The organism is Streptomyces sp. NPDC007164 (genome assembly GCF_040634135.1).
Taxonomy (GTDB): domain Bacteria; phylum Actinomycetota; class Actinomycetes; order Streptomycetales; family Streptomycetaceae; genus Streptomyces; species Streptomyces sanglieri.
The window spans coordinates 123,506-137,977 of the sequence record NZ_JBEYFB010000021.1 but is presented as its reverse complement, the minus strand read 5'-3'; the positions used below and the strand labels follow the sequence as shown (position 1 = coordinate 137,977).

Genomic DNA, 14,472 nt, shown 5'->3' with positions numbered 1-14,472 from the left:
ACCCCCGCACCCCGCCACCCCGTTGGCAAGAAACACAACAGAACGGACACGACTCCGCAGGCCACGCCAAAGTCAAACCTTTAAATACAAGCTTAAGCAAGAAGTCCGGGTCGGCGGAGGTATCCCGGTGGCGTCCGCGGGTGACAGAACGATCTCAGGCATCGCGGATGCCAGGTCCTGCCAGAGAGGATCGAGTGCTTCGAGGGACCGTGCCTCCCAGCGGCGGAGGCGGGCCTGGCTGATCGGGTAGGCCACAGCCGGCAGTGTGAGCCCGAGACAGATCAACAGGACGGAGAGCGCTGGAGACATCACGCTGAAGACGCATGGTGCTGACACGCGTGGCGAGCACTGCGAGGGGTCGGACAGGAGGTGGAGCTCCAGGCCCTGGGAGAGCAGGACCACAACCTTGTACACGTCGTAGACGAGCGCGATAGCGCAGCCCGCTGCCGCCATCCGCAGACCTATCCGGACGCTGCGTCGGCAACTCGACTTTGACTGACGCATGGCCTGCACCATGAAGTCGGCCATGGCGAAGCCGAGATAGGAGATGAACAGGAGCATGTAGAGCGTGTATGCCTGGGCAGAGTGTTGTGTCATCTGCTCGTACATGAACAGCACAGTCATGCCGAGGTCAGACATGACGAAGAGGACGAGGCGCAGGCGGATTTGCCGCCGCGCCTCTGCGGGGTCCAGGTTGAGCTGGAACGAGACAGCCAGGACCGCACTGGTGGCGGCCAGTGAGGCGCAGTTGCTCAGCAGCCGGGCGACGTGCGGTACGACCACCTCGACGGCAGTCTTGAACGTCGGCGCGTACGAGGCGATGGCCAGGGCGAACGAGCTCGGTGCACCGCGACCCGGTCGTGGTGCGAGAAGCTCGCCGCGATGCAGACCATCCGCGGATTCCGCCAGTCGATCGCCTCGGCACCCAGCACCTCCTTGACCAGGGCCTCGAACTCGTGACGTGCCGAGTCCAGCCACGACAGGTAGGAGACGGCCTGCGACATGACGCCGCTGTCCGAGCCTTTCTTGTACTCGATCACCACGGGGGTGTTGTTCTCGTCGAGCCCGAGCGTGTCGATCCGACCCCGATGCCACGGCCCCGTCGGATACTCCGACGCCAGGAACCGGATACCGAGCATCGACTCCAACCCCGCCTCGACCCGCCGTTGCAGCTCCACCTCCAGCGCCACCGTCGAACCCCGAAGCTCGACATCCCGGCCATCGGCATCCTGCTGGAACAACAACAGCTCGGCCACCAGTGTCCCCTCCCGTGATCGGTACAAGATAAGCAAACGAATCGGCCACAGGGGTATTCCAGAGGAGGAAGGGCCACCTGCCGTGGTCGCAACTTTCCACGACAGCCAGACCGCTATAGACCAGCGCCCGAGCGCGGCCAAGGGGAACCAGATCCCCCTCTGCCCTGCGGCTGCAGCACCTGGACCTGCGCGGCACGGTGATCACGGCCGCGTAATTCGCAGGACCAGCAAGTATCAGACGAAGGCCATCTCCAGGCTCGCCGCCTCTGCCCAGGACGGTGCATCGGTGACATCCACGATCACGTCGGGGCCCCTCAGGGCCTCGGTGAGCCCGTGCCCCATAACGACGTCGACACCCTCGCCTCGCGAGACGGGAGCGACCTCCACACTGTGGTCCCGCAACCTGGCGACCGTCCTGGAACCGATCCGTCCGGTGGCCCCTGCAACAACGACTCTCATCTGGGTCTCTTTCCGTCGGGGGCGATGACCTTGCGGATGTGTCCGTGGCGGCGCCTTCAGCCGCAACACCCAGGGCATCGTTTGGGCCGTTGTTGTGACACCACTCCACGACTGCACGCGCGCATCTCCAAACGTGTCGCAGATCAACATAGTGTCCGGTCAACACTGCCCAAGGGGCGGGAAGATGTGCTCCGCCCGACCACGTGGCGACTTACGGAGGGTCCACAACAGTGTCGAACAACCACGCAGGGCACATGCACACAGCCGGCGACCCGGCGGCATCGGAGAGCTGGATGACTGCGGTGCAGGTGCTGCAGGACGCTGCGCCCCTGACCATCCCCGAGGGTGCTTCGGCGATGACCATCCAGGTCGAGTGGGAGCCGGGCGACCCAGGCACCCCGCCGCACCGCCACTCCGGGCCCGCCTTCGGATATGTGGTCGAGGGCGCGGTCCGCTTCGAGCTGGAGGGCGAGCCCGAGCGGGTGGTGGAGGCGGGCGGCACGTTCTGGGAGCCGGGCGGCGACGTGATCCACTACCAGGACGGCAACGCGCTCGCCGACGCGCGGACCCGGTTCGTGGTGACCATGATGTGCGCACCCGGAAAGCCCATGCTCGAACTCGTCTCCACGGAGGAGCTCGAACAGCGCGCCCACCTCCGCACCGCGCGTCCCACCGGGTGAGTCCGTCGGTACCGGGCCGCCGCATGGGAGGGCGTGCGGCGCGATGAGCTCCACCGACACCGTGTACGCCCTGCTGACCACACTTTTAACGGGCGCTGCCCTCTACGCGGTGCATCACGCGCTCGCGCCGGACGGCCCGGCCTGGCGCGGCCGCGTCGATCACCTTCTGCACGCCGCCACGGCCGGCGATGCCGTGGGGCCGTCACTGCCTCAGACGGCTCAGACACTCTTGTACAGCGTCGCTGCCGTGTGGTTCACGCTCGTACCCGCGTGCCGTCCGGGGGAGTCCCGCCCGGATGCCACCGCACGGCGACTGCCTTCCGCGCTCGGCATGGCAGCGATGGTCTGGATGCTCCGGACCCCGCACGGCACGCATCACGCACCGGCGGTGGCGGCACCGCACTCCGGCTCACCTGTCACCGCCGCACCGGCCGGTGGGGGCTGTGGGACCAGACCGACGAGCCGCCGGGCCTCCGCTGCCGCCCACGACGACCGAGCCGGCTCGGTGCGGACCGGAGCCCTGTAGGGCCCGGGCCGCTACTTTGCGGTGCCCGACGACGACGCGCTTGTTTACATCGGTGTCGCAGACGAACCTCGGCGGCTTCGACGGATACCGGGACTTCGTTCTGTAGACGCTGACCAGGTTGAGAACTTGTGGCCGGCCACCTCCACCGAACCAGAACGCACCGAGACACAGGCACCCCTCACTCTGTTCTCTGACTGGAAACCTGTACCTCCCGAGCATGACCTGCGCGAGATCCTGGACGCGATCTTGTATGTGAACCGTACCGGGGTGCAGTGGCGCTACCTACCGCACGACTTCCCAGGGAAACCGTCTACGGATACTTCTCAAAGTGGGAGAAGAGCGGGGTGTTTGCCCAGCTCAACAGCCTACTGAGGCAACAGGTACGGAGACAGGACAGTCGCGCCGCGGAGCCATCGGCCAGCATCATCGACGCACAGAGCGTCAAGACTTCCACCAGCGTCCTTTCCGCCAGCCAGGGGACGGACGCGGGCAAGAAGACATCCGATGCGGAAGACCTGTCAAGCGGACAGCGCCAGGGGCTTCTCGGGCGGTGTTGGGAAGGCGACGGCTTCGTTGAAGCTGACAGGCTGAGAAAGGCAGTGGTGGAGGCAGCCGATCAGGCGGCTGAAGAGGTTGCGCTGGGCTCTGGTGTGCCGATCCCCGGCCTGCCGGTGACGGCCCTGACCAGGCGACTCCTCCCGCGTCAGGGCCGCTCGGCAGAAGTGGCCCGAGCCCGGTCGGCGAAGGTATGCGGTCACGGCACTGGCTCAAGCGGTGTTGTGCCCAATCGGAGACACCGCTCAGCCGGACGGCGGCCTTGACGGGGTCACCGGTTCGGGTGGGCTGGCCCACCTCGAAATCGTGGCCGGTCAAGCCGCTTTCATCCTCGACGATGCAAGCGATGCGATAGGCCAGTTCCATCACCTCCAACGCCGCCGGACCCGAGTGGTGGTAGGCGACCTCGATGTGGGCTGTGTCCCCGCAGTAGTCGAGCTGCACGCGTCCCGGCGGACCCACCGTCTCAAGGGTCAGGCTGTACGGGAACTCCTCGGACTCGACAGGCCCGACGTCCCGCGAGACCCGCCCCAGGATCCGGTCCCACTCGTCCCGCTGCGCGTCGGTGGGCCGGAGCTGAGGAAGGTCGGCGTCGGGGTCGAAGCCGGTGTTGAGGCGGTCGAGCGTTTCCTGAAGCGTCAGGCCCAGCTGCACCCGTACGAGCATGATGTCGTAGGTCACCGGGTGAATCTACGCAGCCTTCCGGCCTCTCGGCGACCGCATTGATTCAGTCACGGGACCGACGCTCTCGTGGTGATCCGGACGAGACGCTCTGGGACTGGGGTCGCAGGCGCACGGGGAGTGCCTTCAGGTGCCAGTTGACAGGGTTGGTGCCGCGTTGCAGGTGTTTCGGGTCGGTGGCGAGCTGCAGGTCGGGGACACGGTTGAGCAGCGCGGTCAGAGCAACGGCGGTCTCCACCTGGGCAAGGTGCGCGCCCAGGCAGCGGTGTGCGCCGTGCCCGAATCCGAGGTGAGACTCCCTGCTGTGGCGGGTGCGGCTGAGGTCGAGGCGGTCAGGGTCGGTGAAGGCGGCCGAGTCGCGGTTGGCCGCGGAAACGATCGGGAGGACGGCTTCCCCGGTACGTACGGGGGTGCTGCCGACAGTGGTGTCGCAGGTGGCGTAGCGGGGCAGCGCGCGCACGACGGGGCCGCAGTAGCGCATGAGTTCGTTGACGGCGTGCGGCATGAGGGTGGTGTCTTCGCGTAGCAGGGCGAGCTGGTCGGGGTGGGTGAGGAGTGCTTCGGCGCTGTTGGAGATGAGGTTGACGGTGGTGATGTGTCCGGCAACGACGAGGTTGGTGATGAGGGCGACCAATTCGTCGGTGCTCAGCGAGTCGTGGTGACGGGGCGCGAGCAGTTCTGAAATGAGGTCGCTGCCCGGGTGGCCGGCATGGTGGTCGACAAGGGCCTGCGCGTCCTCGACCATACCGGCGAGCGCGGCGCCCAGTTCGTCACCGCAGACCCCGGCGGTCAGAGTGGCGCTCCGTGCCCGCCAGCGGTCCCGGTCGGCTTCGGGTACCGCGATGAGCTCACAGATGACGGTGATGGGCAATGGCCGGGCGAAGTGTTCGATCAGGTCGACGACTCCGTTCTCCGCGTGGCCCGCCAGGCGGTCGAGCAGTTGGTCGGCGATTACCTCGATCCTGGGGCGCAATGCGGCCACGCGGGCCGGGGAGAAAGCGGCGGTGACCAGGCCGCGGAGACGTCGATGGTCGGCGCCGTCCGCGTCGAAGATTCCGGCGCGCAGGTATTTCTCGTGCCCTGAGTACATGCCGCGGGCCTGCCAGGTCTGTTCGGTGCGGTGGGCCACCGGGGCACCGGGGACGGTCGCGGCGTCAATGGTGAAGCGGGGGTCGCTCATGATCGTACGGATGTCGTCATGGCGGGTGGCCACCCACATCGGGTCGACGCCTTGAACGCACCCCCGCACCATCTGTTCCCGTTCGCGGACCGGAGCGTAGGCGGTGAACGGATCGCGGGCCAGCTCCTGATCGGCCAGGTCCAGGAGTTGTCCGTCGGTCTCGGTCGTGTCGTGTTCCTGCGCAGTCACTTTGGAGCCTCCAAGGCAGGCGATCGCTCAGTGAGAGCATCATGTGCAGGAATTCCCCCCGGTATCCCTCTATCAGCGTCAATCCCTCCGAATGAAGGTAATTTCCGCGTGTGCGCCGTCATCGGCGCCATCGAAGCCGAAGGAACAATCAGAAGGAACAAAGAGATCAAGCAGACTCTCAAGGCCCGGCACCGGTCGACTTCCGGTCGCGGTCAGATCGTCGGGAGCGCCCTGTCGAGGGTTCCGTCGAAGCCGCCGAACAGGGTACGGGTGGCCACGGTCGGGCAGGCGTCGCTCATGCCGCACTGCCTTCCACGTCCGTCAGCGGGGCCTCGGCGTCCGCGGAGGAAAGCGGGATCGGTGTGAACATGGGCGGCTCCTGGTCCGGTGTCAGCGCGGTCGGACCGTACAGCCAGTCGATGAATGAGTAGTCGTAGGTGTCGCGGGCGCGCAGCAGTGCGTTGCGTTGCTCGCGGTGGACGCCGTCGAGGTGCCACAACTCGCCCCGCTTGCGGTAGGTGCTCAGCACACGGCGGCAGTGCTCCGGGCGGACCGCCTGGTAGGCGGCGAGTGCGGTGCCCCAGTCGGCCGTGCCGTCGGCGGCCCGGTTGCGGGCGATGTGCTCGCCCAGCACCCAGCCGTCCTCGATCGCCATGATCGCGCCCTGAGCGATGTACTGCAGTGGCGGATGGGCGGAGTCGCCGAGCAGAGCCGTCCGGCCGTGGACCCAGTTCATGATCGGGTCGCGGTCGAACATCCGCCACCACTTGTCCCGCCACATGAACGGCATGAGCATCTCGCCGTCGCGCAGGCCGTACTGCACGAAGTGGCAGGCGGGCCCGACGTACACCGCGACCTTGCTGAGGTCGACGGACTCCACATGCGACAGCCCGGCGGACACGGTGCCGCGGTAGGCGACGTACGCCGACGAGACGGGCTCGTCGTCGACGAGCAGCTTGCGGGCGGGGGAGTGCAGTCCGTCGGCCGCGATCACAACGCCGGCCTCGTGGGTCTCGCCGGAGGCTGGGGTCACGCGGGCGCCGCCGTCGGTGTTCTGGTACGAGGTCACCTGCGCATCGGTGATCAGCTCGACGCCGACGCGCTCGCAGGCGCGCAGGAGCAGCCCGTGCAGGTCGCTGCGGTGGATGACCAGGTACGGGTGTCCGTAGCGTTTTCCAGGTCCCGCAGGCCGAGCCGGGTCGGCTCGGTGTTGTCGACGGCATCGCGCATGACCATGGAGTCCGGGACGACGCCGAGCCGCTCGGCTTCCTTGAGCAGGCCGTAGTCGTCGAGAATCCGGGTGCAGTTGGGGGCGAGCTGGATGCCGGCCGACCTCGCCCGTCGCGGATCTCGTCCACCAGCGCGGTCAGGAAGCCGTCCGGAAGGTCGGCGAAGGTGGTGCCGGTACTGAGGTCGGTCGCATGGACGCATACCTCGCGGGCGCGCATCCACGGCAGCTCGTCGGCCGACAGGGCCGGGCCCTTGGCGATCCCGGCGGCGCGCTCCTCGGCGGAGGCGTACATCGGCCTCGGCTGTCCGGTGGCCGCCCAGTGCACGAGCTTGCACAGTGCGTCGGCGTTCGCGGCGACGTGCGCGGCGAGGTGCGCGGCGAGGTGCTTCCGGGACCATCCGGGAAGCATGCTGTCGCCCGAGAAGCCGCCCTCGTCCAGGTGCGCGACGGCGGCGAGCACCAGCTTCGTTCCGGTGCGGGCCCATGCACGCGCGTCGGTGAAGGTCTGTGTGGCTTCGGTCATGCCTCGACCACCTTGTTCGTGCAGGTGCCCAGACCGGAGATCTCGGTGACCACGGTGTTGCCGGGGAACAGGAAGGCCTTCGGGTCGCGGGCGTTGCCCACGACGGCCGGGGTGCCGGTGGCGATGATGTCGCCGGGGCGCAGTGTGATGGCGCCAAGTGCCGGGAGGCGGAAGCCACGGGACAACAGCGCACACACACGCCAAGTCCCGCTGCGCACACCGTAGTCCGTGTGGAACCCGCAGGAACAGACATGCGGACCGCGGCTCGACTACCCTGTTGCTCGCTCGAACCGGCACGGGCCTCGGCGAGGGCGCCGGGCCTCGCAGCGGGGATCCATGGGTTCCGACCGGTACGAGCGGATGGCGCGGCGTGGGCACGATCAGCGAGGGGTGACAGTCGGCATGTCCCAACCGGACCACCGTCCACATGCTGTGGCAGACGCCGTTGGGGAACCGGAATGGCCGACCACTCCGCCACCGCCCCGCCCACTGGGGCCCGGCGATCCCGCCGAGACCGGCCCGTACCGGATCGAGGCGGTACTGGGCGCTGGTGGAATGGGCCGGGTCTACCTGCACGTACTCCGGCCGGCAGCGCCGTGGCAGTCAAGCTCGTGCACCGTGAATACGCGAGTGACCATGGCTTCCGCAAGCGGTTCGAGCAGGAAGTGGCCGCGTGCCCGGCGGGTTCAGGGTCTGTCCACGGTGCCGGTGGTCGACGCGGATCTGCAGGCTGACGAACCGCGGCTGGCCACGGCCCACGTGCCCGGGCCCGCCTTGCATGATGCGGTGGCCGGACACGGGCCGCTGCCGGCCACCGCGGCACTGGCGCTGACGGCCCGGGTGGCCGAAGCCCTGCAGTCCATCCACGCCGCCGGAGTGATCCACCGTGACCTCAAGCCTTCCAACATCCTCCTCACGTCCGACGGCCCGAAGGTCATCGACTTCGGCATAGCCCGAGCCGCGGATGTCACGTCCGTGACCAGCACCGGAATGCTGGCCGGGACCCCCGGATACATGGCACCCGAATACATCAGGGGACAGACCGTCACCGAAGCCGGCGACGTCTTTGCCCTCGGGGCCATCGCCGCGTTCGCCGCCACCGCACGACCTGCCTTCGGCGGCACGGGTCACAGTGTGCTGTACCGCATCCTGGAACAGGACCCCGACCTCGACGGCTGCCCCGAACCCGTCCGGACCATCGCCGCACGGTGCCTGGAAAAGGATCCGCAGCACCGGCCCACCCTCGATGAGGTCATACGCCGCTGCCGCTCGGCCTCGGCGCCGCAACGTACGGGCGACGCGGGGCACACCGTCCCATCTCCGCCGAGGGCCCGGACCGTCGTCGACCCCGTACCGGACTTCCACAACGCCGTCACCTCCTCTGCCCCGCCCGCGACCCCTCCGGGGCAGGGCGCGGGAGCCGGGCCCGGCGCCCCGGCGCGTCCGCCGGCTTCAGACAGCCGGCCCGAGCCCGACACCCCGCTCACTCCCGAAGCCGCCGCAGCGCACCTGCCTGTCGGCGTAGTACTCAGCGGAGTGGGGGTACTCGTCCTGATCACCGTGCTCATCGCCATCCTGCTTGTGGCATTCAGCCCCGACGGACGGCTCATCGCAACCGCCACCTTCGCTGGTGCCGTACGACTGTGGAAGGCCCCACGTCCCTGACCGGATCGAGCAGCGAGTCCGGTCACCTCTCTTGATACCCGTGGGGATTCCGCTGATACCCGTGGGGATTCCGCTCCGCGACTCGTACGCACCGGCGCCCCGGAACGCGGCTACCAACCCGTCCAGAGGAGGTGGTTGACCACCAGGGCCACCCCTGCCTGCGCCGCCAGCCAACCACGCCGGCCCCGTGCGGGCAGGAGTGCGGCGGCGGGCAGCAGCCAGAGGATGAACGGCTGCCAGATCCGTTCCGTCTCCGCCTTGCTCATCCCGGACAGGTCGGCGGCCAGCAAGGCGAGGAGGGCGACGAGCACCAGCATGATCAGCCGGTCCGGGGCGGTGGCAGCCCTGGAACGCAGGGCGCTCGGCGCACCCGCCGCGACACGGCGCACGCCCGCGAGCGTCGCCGGCCCGGCGGCGACCGCGGTGCAGGCGAGATTGGCCCAGACCCAGTAGGAGTACGGCCGGACTCCACCCGCGCCCTGGTAGTAGCGCTCCACGAGCAGGTGGTACGCCTCCCACCAGTTGAACCCCGCCAGTGTGAAGGCCGCCGGCACCACCAGAGCCCCCAGCACGAAGAGGGGGAGCGGCCGGACGGTGCGGGTCAGCGCGAGGACGGCGACGAACAGGAGCGCGATGAGCGGCAGACCGTAACTCAGGTAGCAGAGCAGGCCGTACAACAGCCCCGCACCCAGCGCGGCGGCTGCGGGGCTGCGGGCCGTGCGGGTCGCGGCCGACGCCAGCAGAGCGACGGACCAGGCGGCCACCGCGGTGAAGTAGCCGTCGGCCGACGTACCCGCCCAGACCGCGACCGGTGCGAGGACGACGAACGGTGCGGCGCGGCGGGCGATGCGCTCGTCCGTCAGGGCCCGGAGCGTGATCAGGGCGGCCACCACCGCGGAGGCCGCGGTCCCGATGCACCAGACCCCGGCCCAGGAACCGCCGCCGAGTCCGATGCGGTCCAGCAGGACGAAGGTGAGCGTGGCGCCCGGCGGGTGTCCGGCGACATGGGTGGGCCAGTTGTCCGGCGGTCCGATCAGGATGTGGTCGTTGAAGGTGCGCAGAGCGGCGCCGATGTCGTCGAAACGGCCGACGGCCGACAGGTATTCGTGCTTCGTGGTGAGGCGCTCGGCGATGCCGGGCCCCCAGCCGTCGATCAGCGCGAGCGAGAAGACCCAGGCGAGCGAGGCGGCACAGCAGCCGAGCAGCAGCGTCCGCCAGCGCAACCGGACGGCCAGGAGCGGACCGTGGGAGATGACGGCGGCGGCGACGGCGGGCGCGGCCACCGTGCCGATCCCCCCATGCGGGTCCCAGGACGCGAGCAGCGGCGGCCAGTGGACGAAGAGGGAGTGGTCGGTGCTCTCGACGGCCCGGCCGACGAGCACGGCGGCGGCGACCAGCACGACGCCCACGCCGACGGCGGCGAGATCGCGGCGGCGCCCGGAGCGCTTTTCGGGCATCGGCTCGGTGATGTGCTCGGTGCGGTCCTCGGTCTTCACGCAGGCACCGTACGCACGGCGGGGCCCCGGAAACGGGTGCCGGTGGGGCGCGTCACCGAACCGTCAGATTCCCGGACACCCCGACGGGCCGGCCAGGAGGGCGGGGCGGGTGCCGGGCCCGTACGTTCCCAGGGGTGACGTCACCGTTTCGTCAGGAGTCGCAGCCCTCCCGCCCCGGCACCCCGGGCATAGCGTCGGAACATGGGTGACAGCCGTCGGAACAGTCCGACACCTCACGCTTCCCTTTCCCGGCTCTCCTCCGGCCGTGCCGCGATGCTCCTCGAACGGCTCCCCTCGGCGCCAGGGTTCTGGCGCAGCCCGGTGCGGGGGGTCGGCTTCACCGCGGTCCTCGGACTCGTCCTGCTCGCCGGGATCACACTGCTCTTCGTGACGGGCCTGCTGTCGTACGCCGCCTACAACCCGGACCTGAATCCGGTCAACGACAAGACGCCCGACAAGGGGCTGCTGGGTTTCTACCTCTTCGCCTGGCCGACCGGGCCGCACTGGCTGTACCGGCTGACGCAAGGGCTGCACGTCACTGTGGGGATCGTCCTGGTCCCCGTACTGCTGGCGAAGCTCTGGTCCGTGGTGCCGAAGCTCTTCGCGCTGCCGCCGGTCCGCTCCGTCGGGCACGCGCTGGAGCGGATCTCGCTGTTGCTGCTGGTGGGCGGGGCCCTGTTCGAGTTCCTCACCGGGCTGCTCAACATCCAGCTGGAGTACCTGTTTCCGGGCTCCTTCTACCCGCTGCACTTCTACGGGGCATGGGTGTTCTTCGCCGCGTTCCTCGCCCACACGGGGCTCCGGGTGCCGCAGGCCGTACGGGTGCTGCGGTCGGGCGGACTGAGCGGGAAGGTGCGCGACGATCCGCTGGAGTCCCCCGATCCCGCCGGGCCGACCATCTCCCGGCGTGGCGCGCTGGCCATGGTGGGCGCGGGCTCCCTGCTCCTGCTGATCACATCGGGCGGACGGAGCTTCGACGGACCGGCGAGGCTGCTGGCCCTGCTCACCCCGCACGGCGCCGCCGAACCCGGATCGGGACCCAACGGCTTCCAGATCAACAAGACGGCCGCCGCGGTCGGCATCACCACGGCCGAAACGGGGGAGGGCTGGTGGCTCACCGTCAGCGGCCCGGCCGGGAACCTCCGGTTCACCCGGAAGCAGCTGCTGGCCATGGACCAGTACAGCGCGGCGCTGCCGATCGCCTGCGTGGAGGGCTGGTCCACCTCGGACCAGTGGTGGCGCGGCGTACGACTGACCGATCTGGCGGCGCTCGCCGGATATCCGGACCGGCCACCGGGCGTACTGGTGGAATCGGTCCAGCGCAGCGGTCCGTTCCGCCGGGCGGCACTCCGCGACAACCAGGTGCGCGACCCGCGCTCGCTGCTGGCCCTGCGGGTCAACGGCGAGGACCTGTCACCCGACCACGGATATCCGGCGCGGATCATCGTCCCGGCCGCACCCGGCGTACTCAACACCAAATGGGTGGGCCGGCTGACCTTTGGAGAGCTGTGAACAGAGCGAACCCCCGTACCCTTGCGCGGCGTTGGTACGGCGAGGGGCCGCTGCACCTCGTCCTGATGGCAGCCTCCTTCGCCCTCGCGGGATACGCGGGGGTGCGGCTGCTGGCGGGGGACACGTTCGGTGTCGTCGTGTGGTTCGTGGGCGCGGCCCTCGTCCACGACCTGGTGCTGGTTCCGCTCTACGCGTCGGCGGACCTGTTGCTGCGCCGGGGTCCCGGCCGGTGTTCCGGCTCGGTGAACCACGTCCGGGTTCCGGCCTTCCTCTCCGGACTGCTGCTGCTCATGTGGTTCCCGCTGATCACCCGGCAGGCCGAGCGCTACGAGCCGTACAGCGGGCTGTCCCCCGATGTGTTCCTGGGGAACTGGCTGCTGATCACGGCCGTGCTGTTCCTGGGTTCCGGGCTCTTGCTGGTGTTCCGGACGGTCCGGCTGCGCCGCAGCGAGACGAAGGAGCGGCCGCCCGCCTCCCACTGATCGACGGGGTGCAGCCCCTCGGGGCGGGCGTGCCTCAGCAGCGCGGGGGTGCCGAGCCGGGCCCACGGGAACGGGTTGGCCGAGGCCGGACCGGAGCCGGTGGGGCGACCGTCGTCCAACTGGACCCGGACCCGCTCGTCGACGTCCTGCGGCGCGGTCTCGGCGATGAGGAGGCCGCCCGGGGCGAGCAGCTGCGCCGTGCGGTGCAGAAGGTGCCGCGGGTCGCCGCCGATGCCGACGTTGCCGTCGACCAGCAGGACGGTGCCCCAACGCCCTTCGCCCGGGAGCGGTTCGAAGACGGAGCGGCGCAGGGCGGAACCTCCGAGCCGCAGTGTGCGGTCGACCGCGGCCTCGCTGACGTCGATGCCGAGCGCCCGGTGGCCGCGCGCCGCCAGCGCGGCGACCAGCCGCCCGGGCCCGCACCCGATGTCCAGGACGGGGCCTTCGCAGCGGCTCAGCGCCGACAGGTCCGCGGCGTCCGCGACGGCGCACCACCGTTCCACGTCCAGCGGCAGCAGCCAGCCGTCGGTACGACGGAGGAAGAGCGGCCCGTGCCCGTTGCGCAGGGCGTTGGCGTACGGGTCGGTGCCCCACGACGCGACCTCCGAAAGCGGGGCGCTCAGCACGCCCCGGTCCGGACCCGTGCGGCTCATCGGACCGCCCCCCGGGTCAGCCGGGCGAGTTCGGCGGCGAAGGCCCCGTGCGGTGCGAGGGCCGCGACGTCCACGGCGTCGGCCGCCGTGTCCACGTCCCGCAACCGGGGAAGATCGCGCACGGTCAGTCCGGCGTCGACCAGCCGGCGCCGCTGCACGGCACCCGTCTCGGGCACGGACATCGGCACACCGCGCAGCAGCCCGGGATCCGGCGCCGCCAGGCCCAGCGCCCAGAAACCGCCGTCCTCGGCGGGACCGAACCAGGCGTCACAGCGCTCCCAGCCCCCGGGAAAGAGCGCGGGGGCCAGATCGGCGGCCGTGATCTGCGGGGTGTCCATTCCGATCAGGAGCGTCGGCCCCGTACAGGCGCCGAACGCGGCGGCGAGCCGCTCGTCGAGACCTCCCGGGCCCTGCGCCACCACCTCGATGCCGGGCGGCAGCCACGGTCCGGGCGACCCGTCCAGGACGACCGCGCGCCGTGCGGCGGGCAGCGCGGCGACCGTACGCAGGGTGTCGCCGAGCGCCGCCTCGGCGAGCCGCGCGGCCTCGTCGGGGGTGAAGGGCGGGGTGAGCCGGGTCTTGACCCGGCCGGGCAGCGGCTCCTTCGCGATGACCAGCAGTGTCGTCACCCCGGTCGGAGCCGCGCGTGGCGGGTCGGGCGTGGCCGGGCTCACCGGGAGACCCCCGCCCGGACCCGAGGCTCGCCCAGCACGGCCCGCATGTCGCGCACCGCGTGCCAGGTGCCCAGCCAGGTGCCGGTGACCTTCGACTTCCCCGTACGCGCGAGATAGGGCACATCCGTCTCGGTGACCCGCAGTCCCGCGTCGGCCGCCCGCACCACCATCTGGAGCGGGTACCCGCTGCGCCGGTCGGTGAGATCGAGCGCCAGCAGATCGGCCCGGCGCGCGGCCCGCATCGGCCCGAGGTCGTGCAGCCGCAGCCCGGTGCGGCGGCGCACCATGCGGGCCAGCGCCGCATTGCCCGCCCGCGCATGCAGCGGCCAGGCGCCACGCCCCTCGGGGCGGCGGCGGCCGAGCACCAGATCGCTCTCGCCGTCGGCGACCCGGCGGACGAAGCCGGTCAGCAGCCCGGGATCCAGGGAGCCGTCGCAGTCGCAGAAGCAGACGAACTCCGCCTCGGCGGCGAGCAGTCCGGCGTGGCAGGCGGCCCCGAAGCCGCGCCGCGGTTCCTGCACCACCACCGCGCCGAGCGTGCGGGCCAGCTCCGCCGAGCCGTCGGTCGAGCCGTTGTCCACGACGATCGCCCGCCAGCCACGAGGGACCGAGGCCAGCACCCCGGGCAGTGCGGCGGCCTCGTCCAGGCACGGCAGGACGACGTCGGCGCGGGGGCCGGAAGTATGGGAGGGAAGGTTCACCTGGATCAC

12 protein-coding genes and 6 pseudogenes are annotated in these 14,472 nt (G+C 70.2%); 6 read left to right on the top strand and 12 right to left on the bottom strand.

From position 1 onward, the window contains the following. Window positions 1–72: 72 nt before the first annotated feature. The 3 genes and pseudogenes from ABZ622_RS24975 to ABZ622_RS24965 all read right to left on the bottom strand — a co-directional run bounded on the left by ABZ622_RS24975 (window position 73) and on the right by ABZ622_RS24965 (window position 1,715). On the bottom strand, window positions 73–783 hold the full coding sequence (locus tag ABZ622_RS24975; protein WP_360546679.1) for an MAB_1171c family putative transporter: 711 nt from the start codon (window positions 781–783) through the stop codon (window positions 73–75). Between the two features lie 62 nt (window positions 784–845). Next, a pseudogene (locus tag ABZ622_RS24970) lies at window positions 846–1,256 on the bottom strand (hypothetical protein); the annotation flags it as partial. Window positions 1,257–1,490: 234 nt separating this feature from the next. Beyond that, window positions 1,491–1,715 carry a hypothetical protein gene (locus ABZ622_RS24965; protein ID WP_360546677.1) on the bottom strand — a complete coding sequence of 75 codons (225 nt, stop codon included), beginning with the start codon at window positions 1,713–1,715 and terminating at the stop codon, window positions 1,491–1,493. A gap of 293 nt (window positions 1,716–2,008) precedes the next feature. Between ABZ622_RS24965 and ABZ622_RS24960 the strand changes: the two genes are divergently transcribed. From ABZ622_RS24960 to ABZ622_RS24945, 4 genes and pseudogenes are all read left to right on the top strand, one after another. After that, window positions 2,009–2,395 carry a cupin domain-containing protein gene (locus tag ABZ622_RS24960; RefSeq protein ID WP_360546675.1) on the top strand — a complete coding sequence of 129 codons (387 nt, stop codon included), beginning with the start codon at window positions 2,009–2,011 and terminating at the stop codon, window positions 2,393–2,395. A 43-nt stretch (window positions 2,396–2,438) separates the two neighbouring features. Beyond that, window positions 2,439–2,921, top strand: a complete 483-nt coding sequence (locus ABZ622_RS24955; protein ID WP_360546673.1) for a DUF5134 domain-containing protein — start codon at window positions 2,439–2,441, stop codon at window positions 2,919–2,921. A gap of 21 nt (window positions 2,922–2,942) precedes the next feature. Next, a pseudogene (locus ABZ622_RS24950) lies at window positions 2,943–3,113 on the top strand (hypothetical protein); the annotation flags it as partial. A gap of 15 nt (window positions 3,114–3,128) precedes the next feature. Continuing rightward, window positions 3,129–3,418: pseudogene (locus tag ABZ622_RS24945) on the top strand (transposase); the annotation flags it as partial. On the opposite strand, the gene ABZ622_RS24940 reads toward ABZ622_RS24945, so the two are convergent. From ABZ622_RS24940 to ABZ622_RS24920, 5 genes and pseudogenes are all read right to left on the bottom strand, one after another. Continuing rightward, window positions 3,363–4,157, bottom strand: coding sequence for a hypothetical protein (locus ABZ622_RS24940; protein WP_360546688.1), 795 nt, complete (start codon window positions 4,155–4,157; stop codon window positions 3,363–3,365). The pseudogene ABZ622_RS24945 and the gene ABZ622_RS24940 sit on opposite strands and share 56 nt — an antisense overlap. Window positions 4,158–4,203: 46 nt before the next feature. Beyond that, complete coding sequence (locus ABZ622_RS24935) at window positions 4,204–5,526, bottom strand: cytochrome P450 (protein ID WP_360546671.1); 1,323 nt, start codon at window positions 5,524–5,526, stop codon at window positions 4,204–4,206. Window positions 5,527–5,821: 295 nt separating this feature from the next. After that, window positions 5,822–6,855: pseudogene (locus ABZ622_RS24930) on the bottom strand (FAD-dependent oxidoreductase); the annotation flags it as partial. Between the two features lie 2 nt (window positions 6,856–6,857). Beyond that, a pseudogene (locus tag ABZ622_RS24925) lies at window positions 6,858–7,280 on the bottom strand (maleylpyruvate isomerase N-terminal domain-containing protein); the annotation flags it as partial. Further along, window positions 7,277–7,429: pseudogene (locus ABZ622_RS24920) on the bottom strand (fumarylacetoacetate hydrolase family protein); the annotation flags it as partial. The pseudogenes ABZ622_RS24925 and ABZ622_RS24920, both read right to left, overlap by 4 nt. A gap of 187 nt (window positions 7,430–7,616) precedes the next feature. Between ABZ622_RS24920 and ABZ622_RS24915 the strand changes: the two are divergent. Continuing rightward, window positions 7,617–8,945 (top strand): serine/threonine-protein kinase, encoded by a 1,329-nt coding sequence (locus ABZ622_RS24915; protein WP_360546669.1) that lies wholly within the window; start codon window positions 7,617–7,619, stop codon window positions 8,943–8,945. Window positions 8,946–9,055: 110 nt separating this feature from the next. Here the strand turns inward: ABZ622_RS24915 and ABZ622_RS24910 are convergent, their stop codons facing one another. Continuing rightward, window positions 9,056–10,441, bottom strand: coding sequence for a hypothetical protein (locus tag ABZ622_RS24910; RefSeq protein ID WP_360546667.1), 1,386 nt, complete (start codon window positions 10,439–10,441; stop codon window positions 9,056–9,058). A gap of 273 nt (window positions 10,442–10,714) precedes the next feature. On the opposite strand from ABZ622_RS24910, the gene ABZ622_RS24905 reads away from it, so the two are divergent. Further along, on the top strand, window positions 10,715–11,953 hold the full coding sequence (locus ABZ622_RS24905; protein WP_360546686.1) for a molybdopterin-dependent oxidoreductase: 1,239 nt from the start codon (window positions 10,715–10,717) through the stop codon (window positions 11,951–11,953). Window positions 11,954–12,278: 325 nt separating this feature from the next. Here the strand turns inward: ABZ622_RS24905 and ABZ622_RS24900 are convergent, their stop codons facing one another. From ABZ622_RS24900 to ABZ622_RS24890, 3 genes are read right to left on the bottom strand one after another with little or no spacing between them, the layout of a single operon-like run. Beyond that, window positions 12,279–13,088, bottom strand: coding sequence for a methyltransferase domain-containing protein (locus tag ABZ622_RS24900; RefSeq protein ID WP_360546665.1), 810 nt, complete (start codon window positions 13,086–13,088; stop codon window positions 12,279–12,281). Beyond that, window positions 13,085–13,762, bottom strand: a complete 678-nt coding sequence (locus ABZ622_RS24895) for a DUF2064 domain-containing protein (protein ID WP_360546663.1) — start codon at window positions 13,760–13,762, stop codon at window positions 13,085–13,087. The genes ABZ622_RS24900 and ABZ622_RS24895 overlap by 4 nt, the downstream gene beginning before the upstream one ends. Continuing rightward, window positions 13,759–14,463, bottom strand: a complete 705-nt coding sequence (locus ABZ622_RS24890) for a glycosyltransferase family 2 protein (protein WP_360546661.1) — start codon at window positions 14,461–14,463, stop codon at window positions 13,759–13,761. The genes ABZ622_RS24895 and ABZ622_RS24890 overlap by 4 nt, the downstream gene beginning before the upstream one ends. Between the last annotated feature and the right edge of the window lie 9 nt (window positions 14,464–14,472).

Coding starts and splice junctions, on each gene's coding strand:
- ABZ622_RS24965 (WP_360546677.1), bottom strand. CDS start 1,715: ATGAGAGTCGTTGTTGCAGGGGCCACCGGACGGATCGGTTCCAGGACG.
- ABZ622_RS24960 (WP_360546675.1), top strand. CDS start 2,009: ATGACTGCGGTGCAGGTGCTGCAGGACGCTGCGCCCCTGACCATCCCC.
- ABZ622_RS24955 (WP_360546673.1), top strand. CDS start 2,439: ATGAGCTCCACCGACACCGTGTACGCCCTGCTGACCACACTTTTAACG.
- ABZ622_RS24915 (WP_360546669.1), top strand. CDS start 7,617: ATGGGTTCCGACCGGTACGAGCGGATGGCGCGGCGTGGGCACGATCAG.
- ABZ622_RS24905 (WP_360546686.1), top strand. CDS start 10,715: ATGCTCCTCGAACGGCTCCCCTCGGCGCCAGGGTTCTGGCGCAGCCCG.
- ABZ622_RS24900 (WP_360546665.1), bottom strand. CDS start 13,088: ATGAGCCGCACGGGTCCGGACCGGGGCGTGCTGAGCGCCCCGCTTTCG.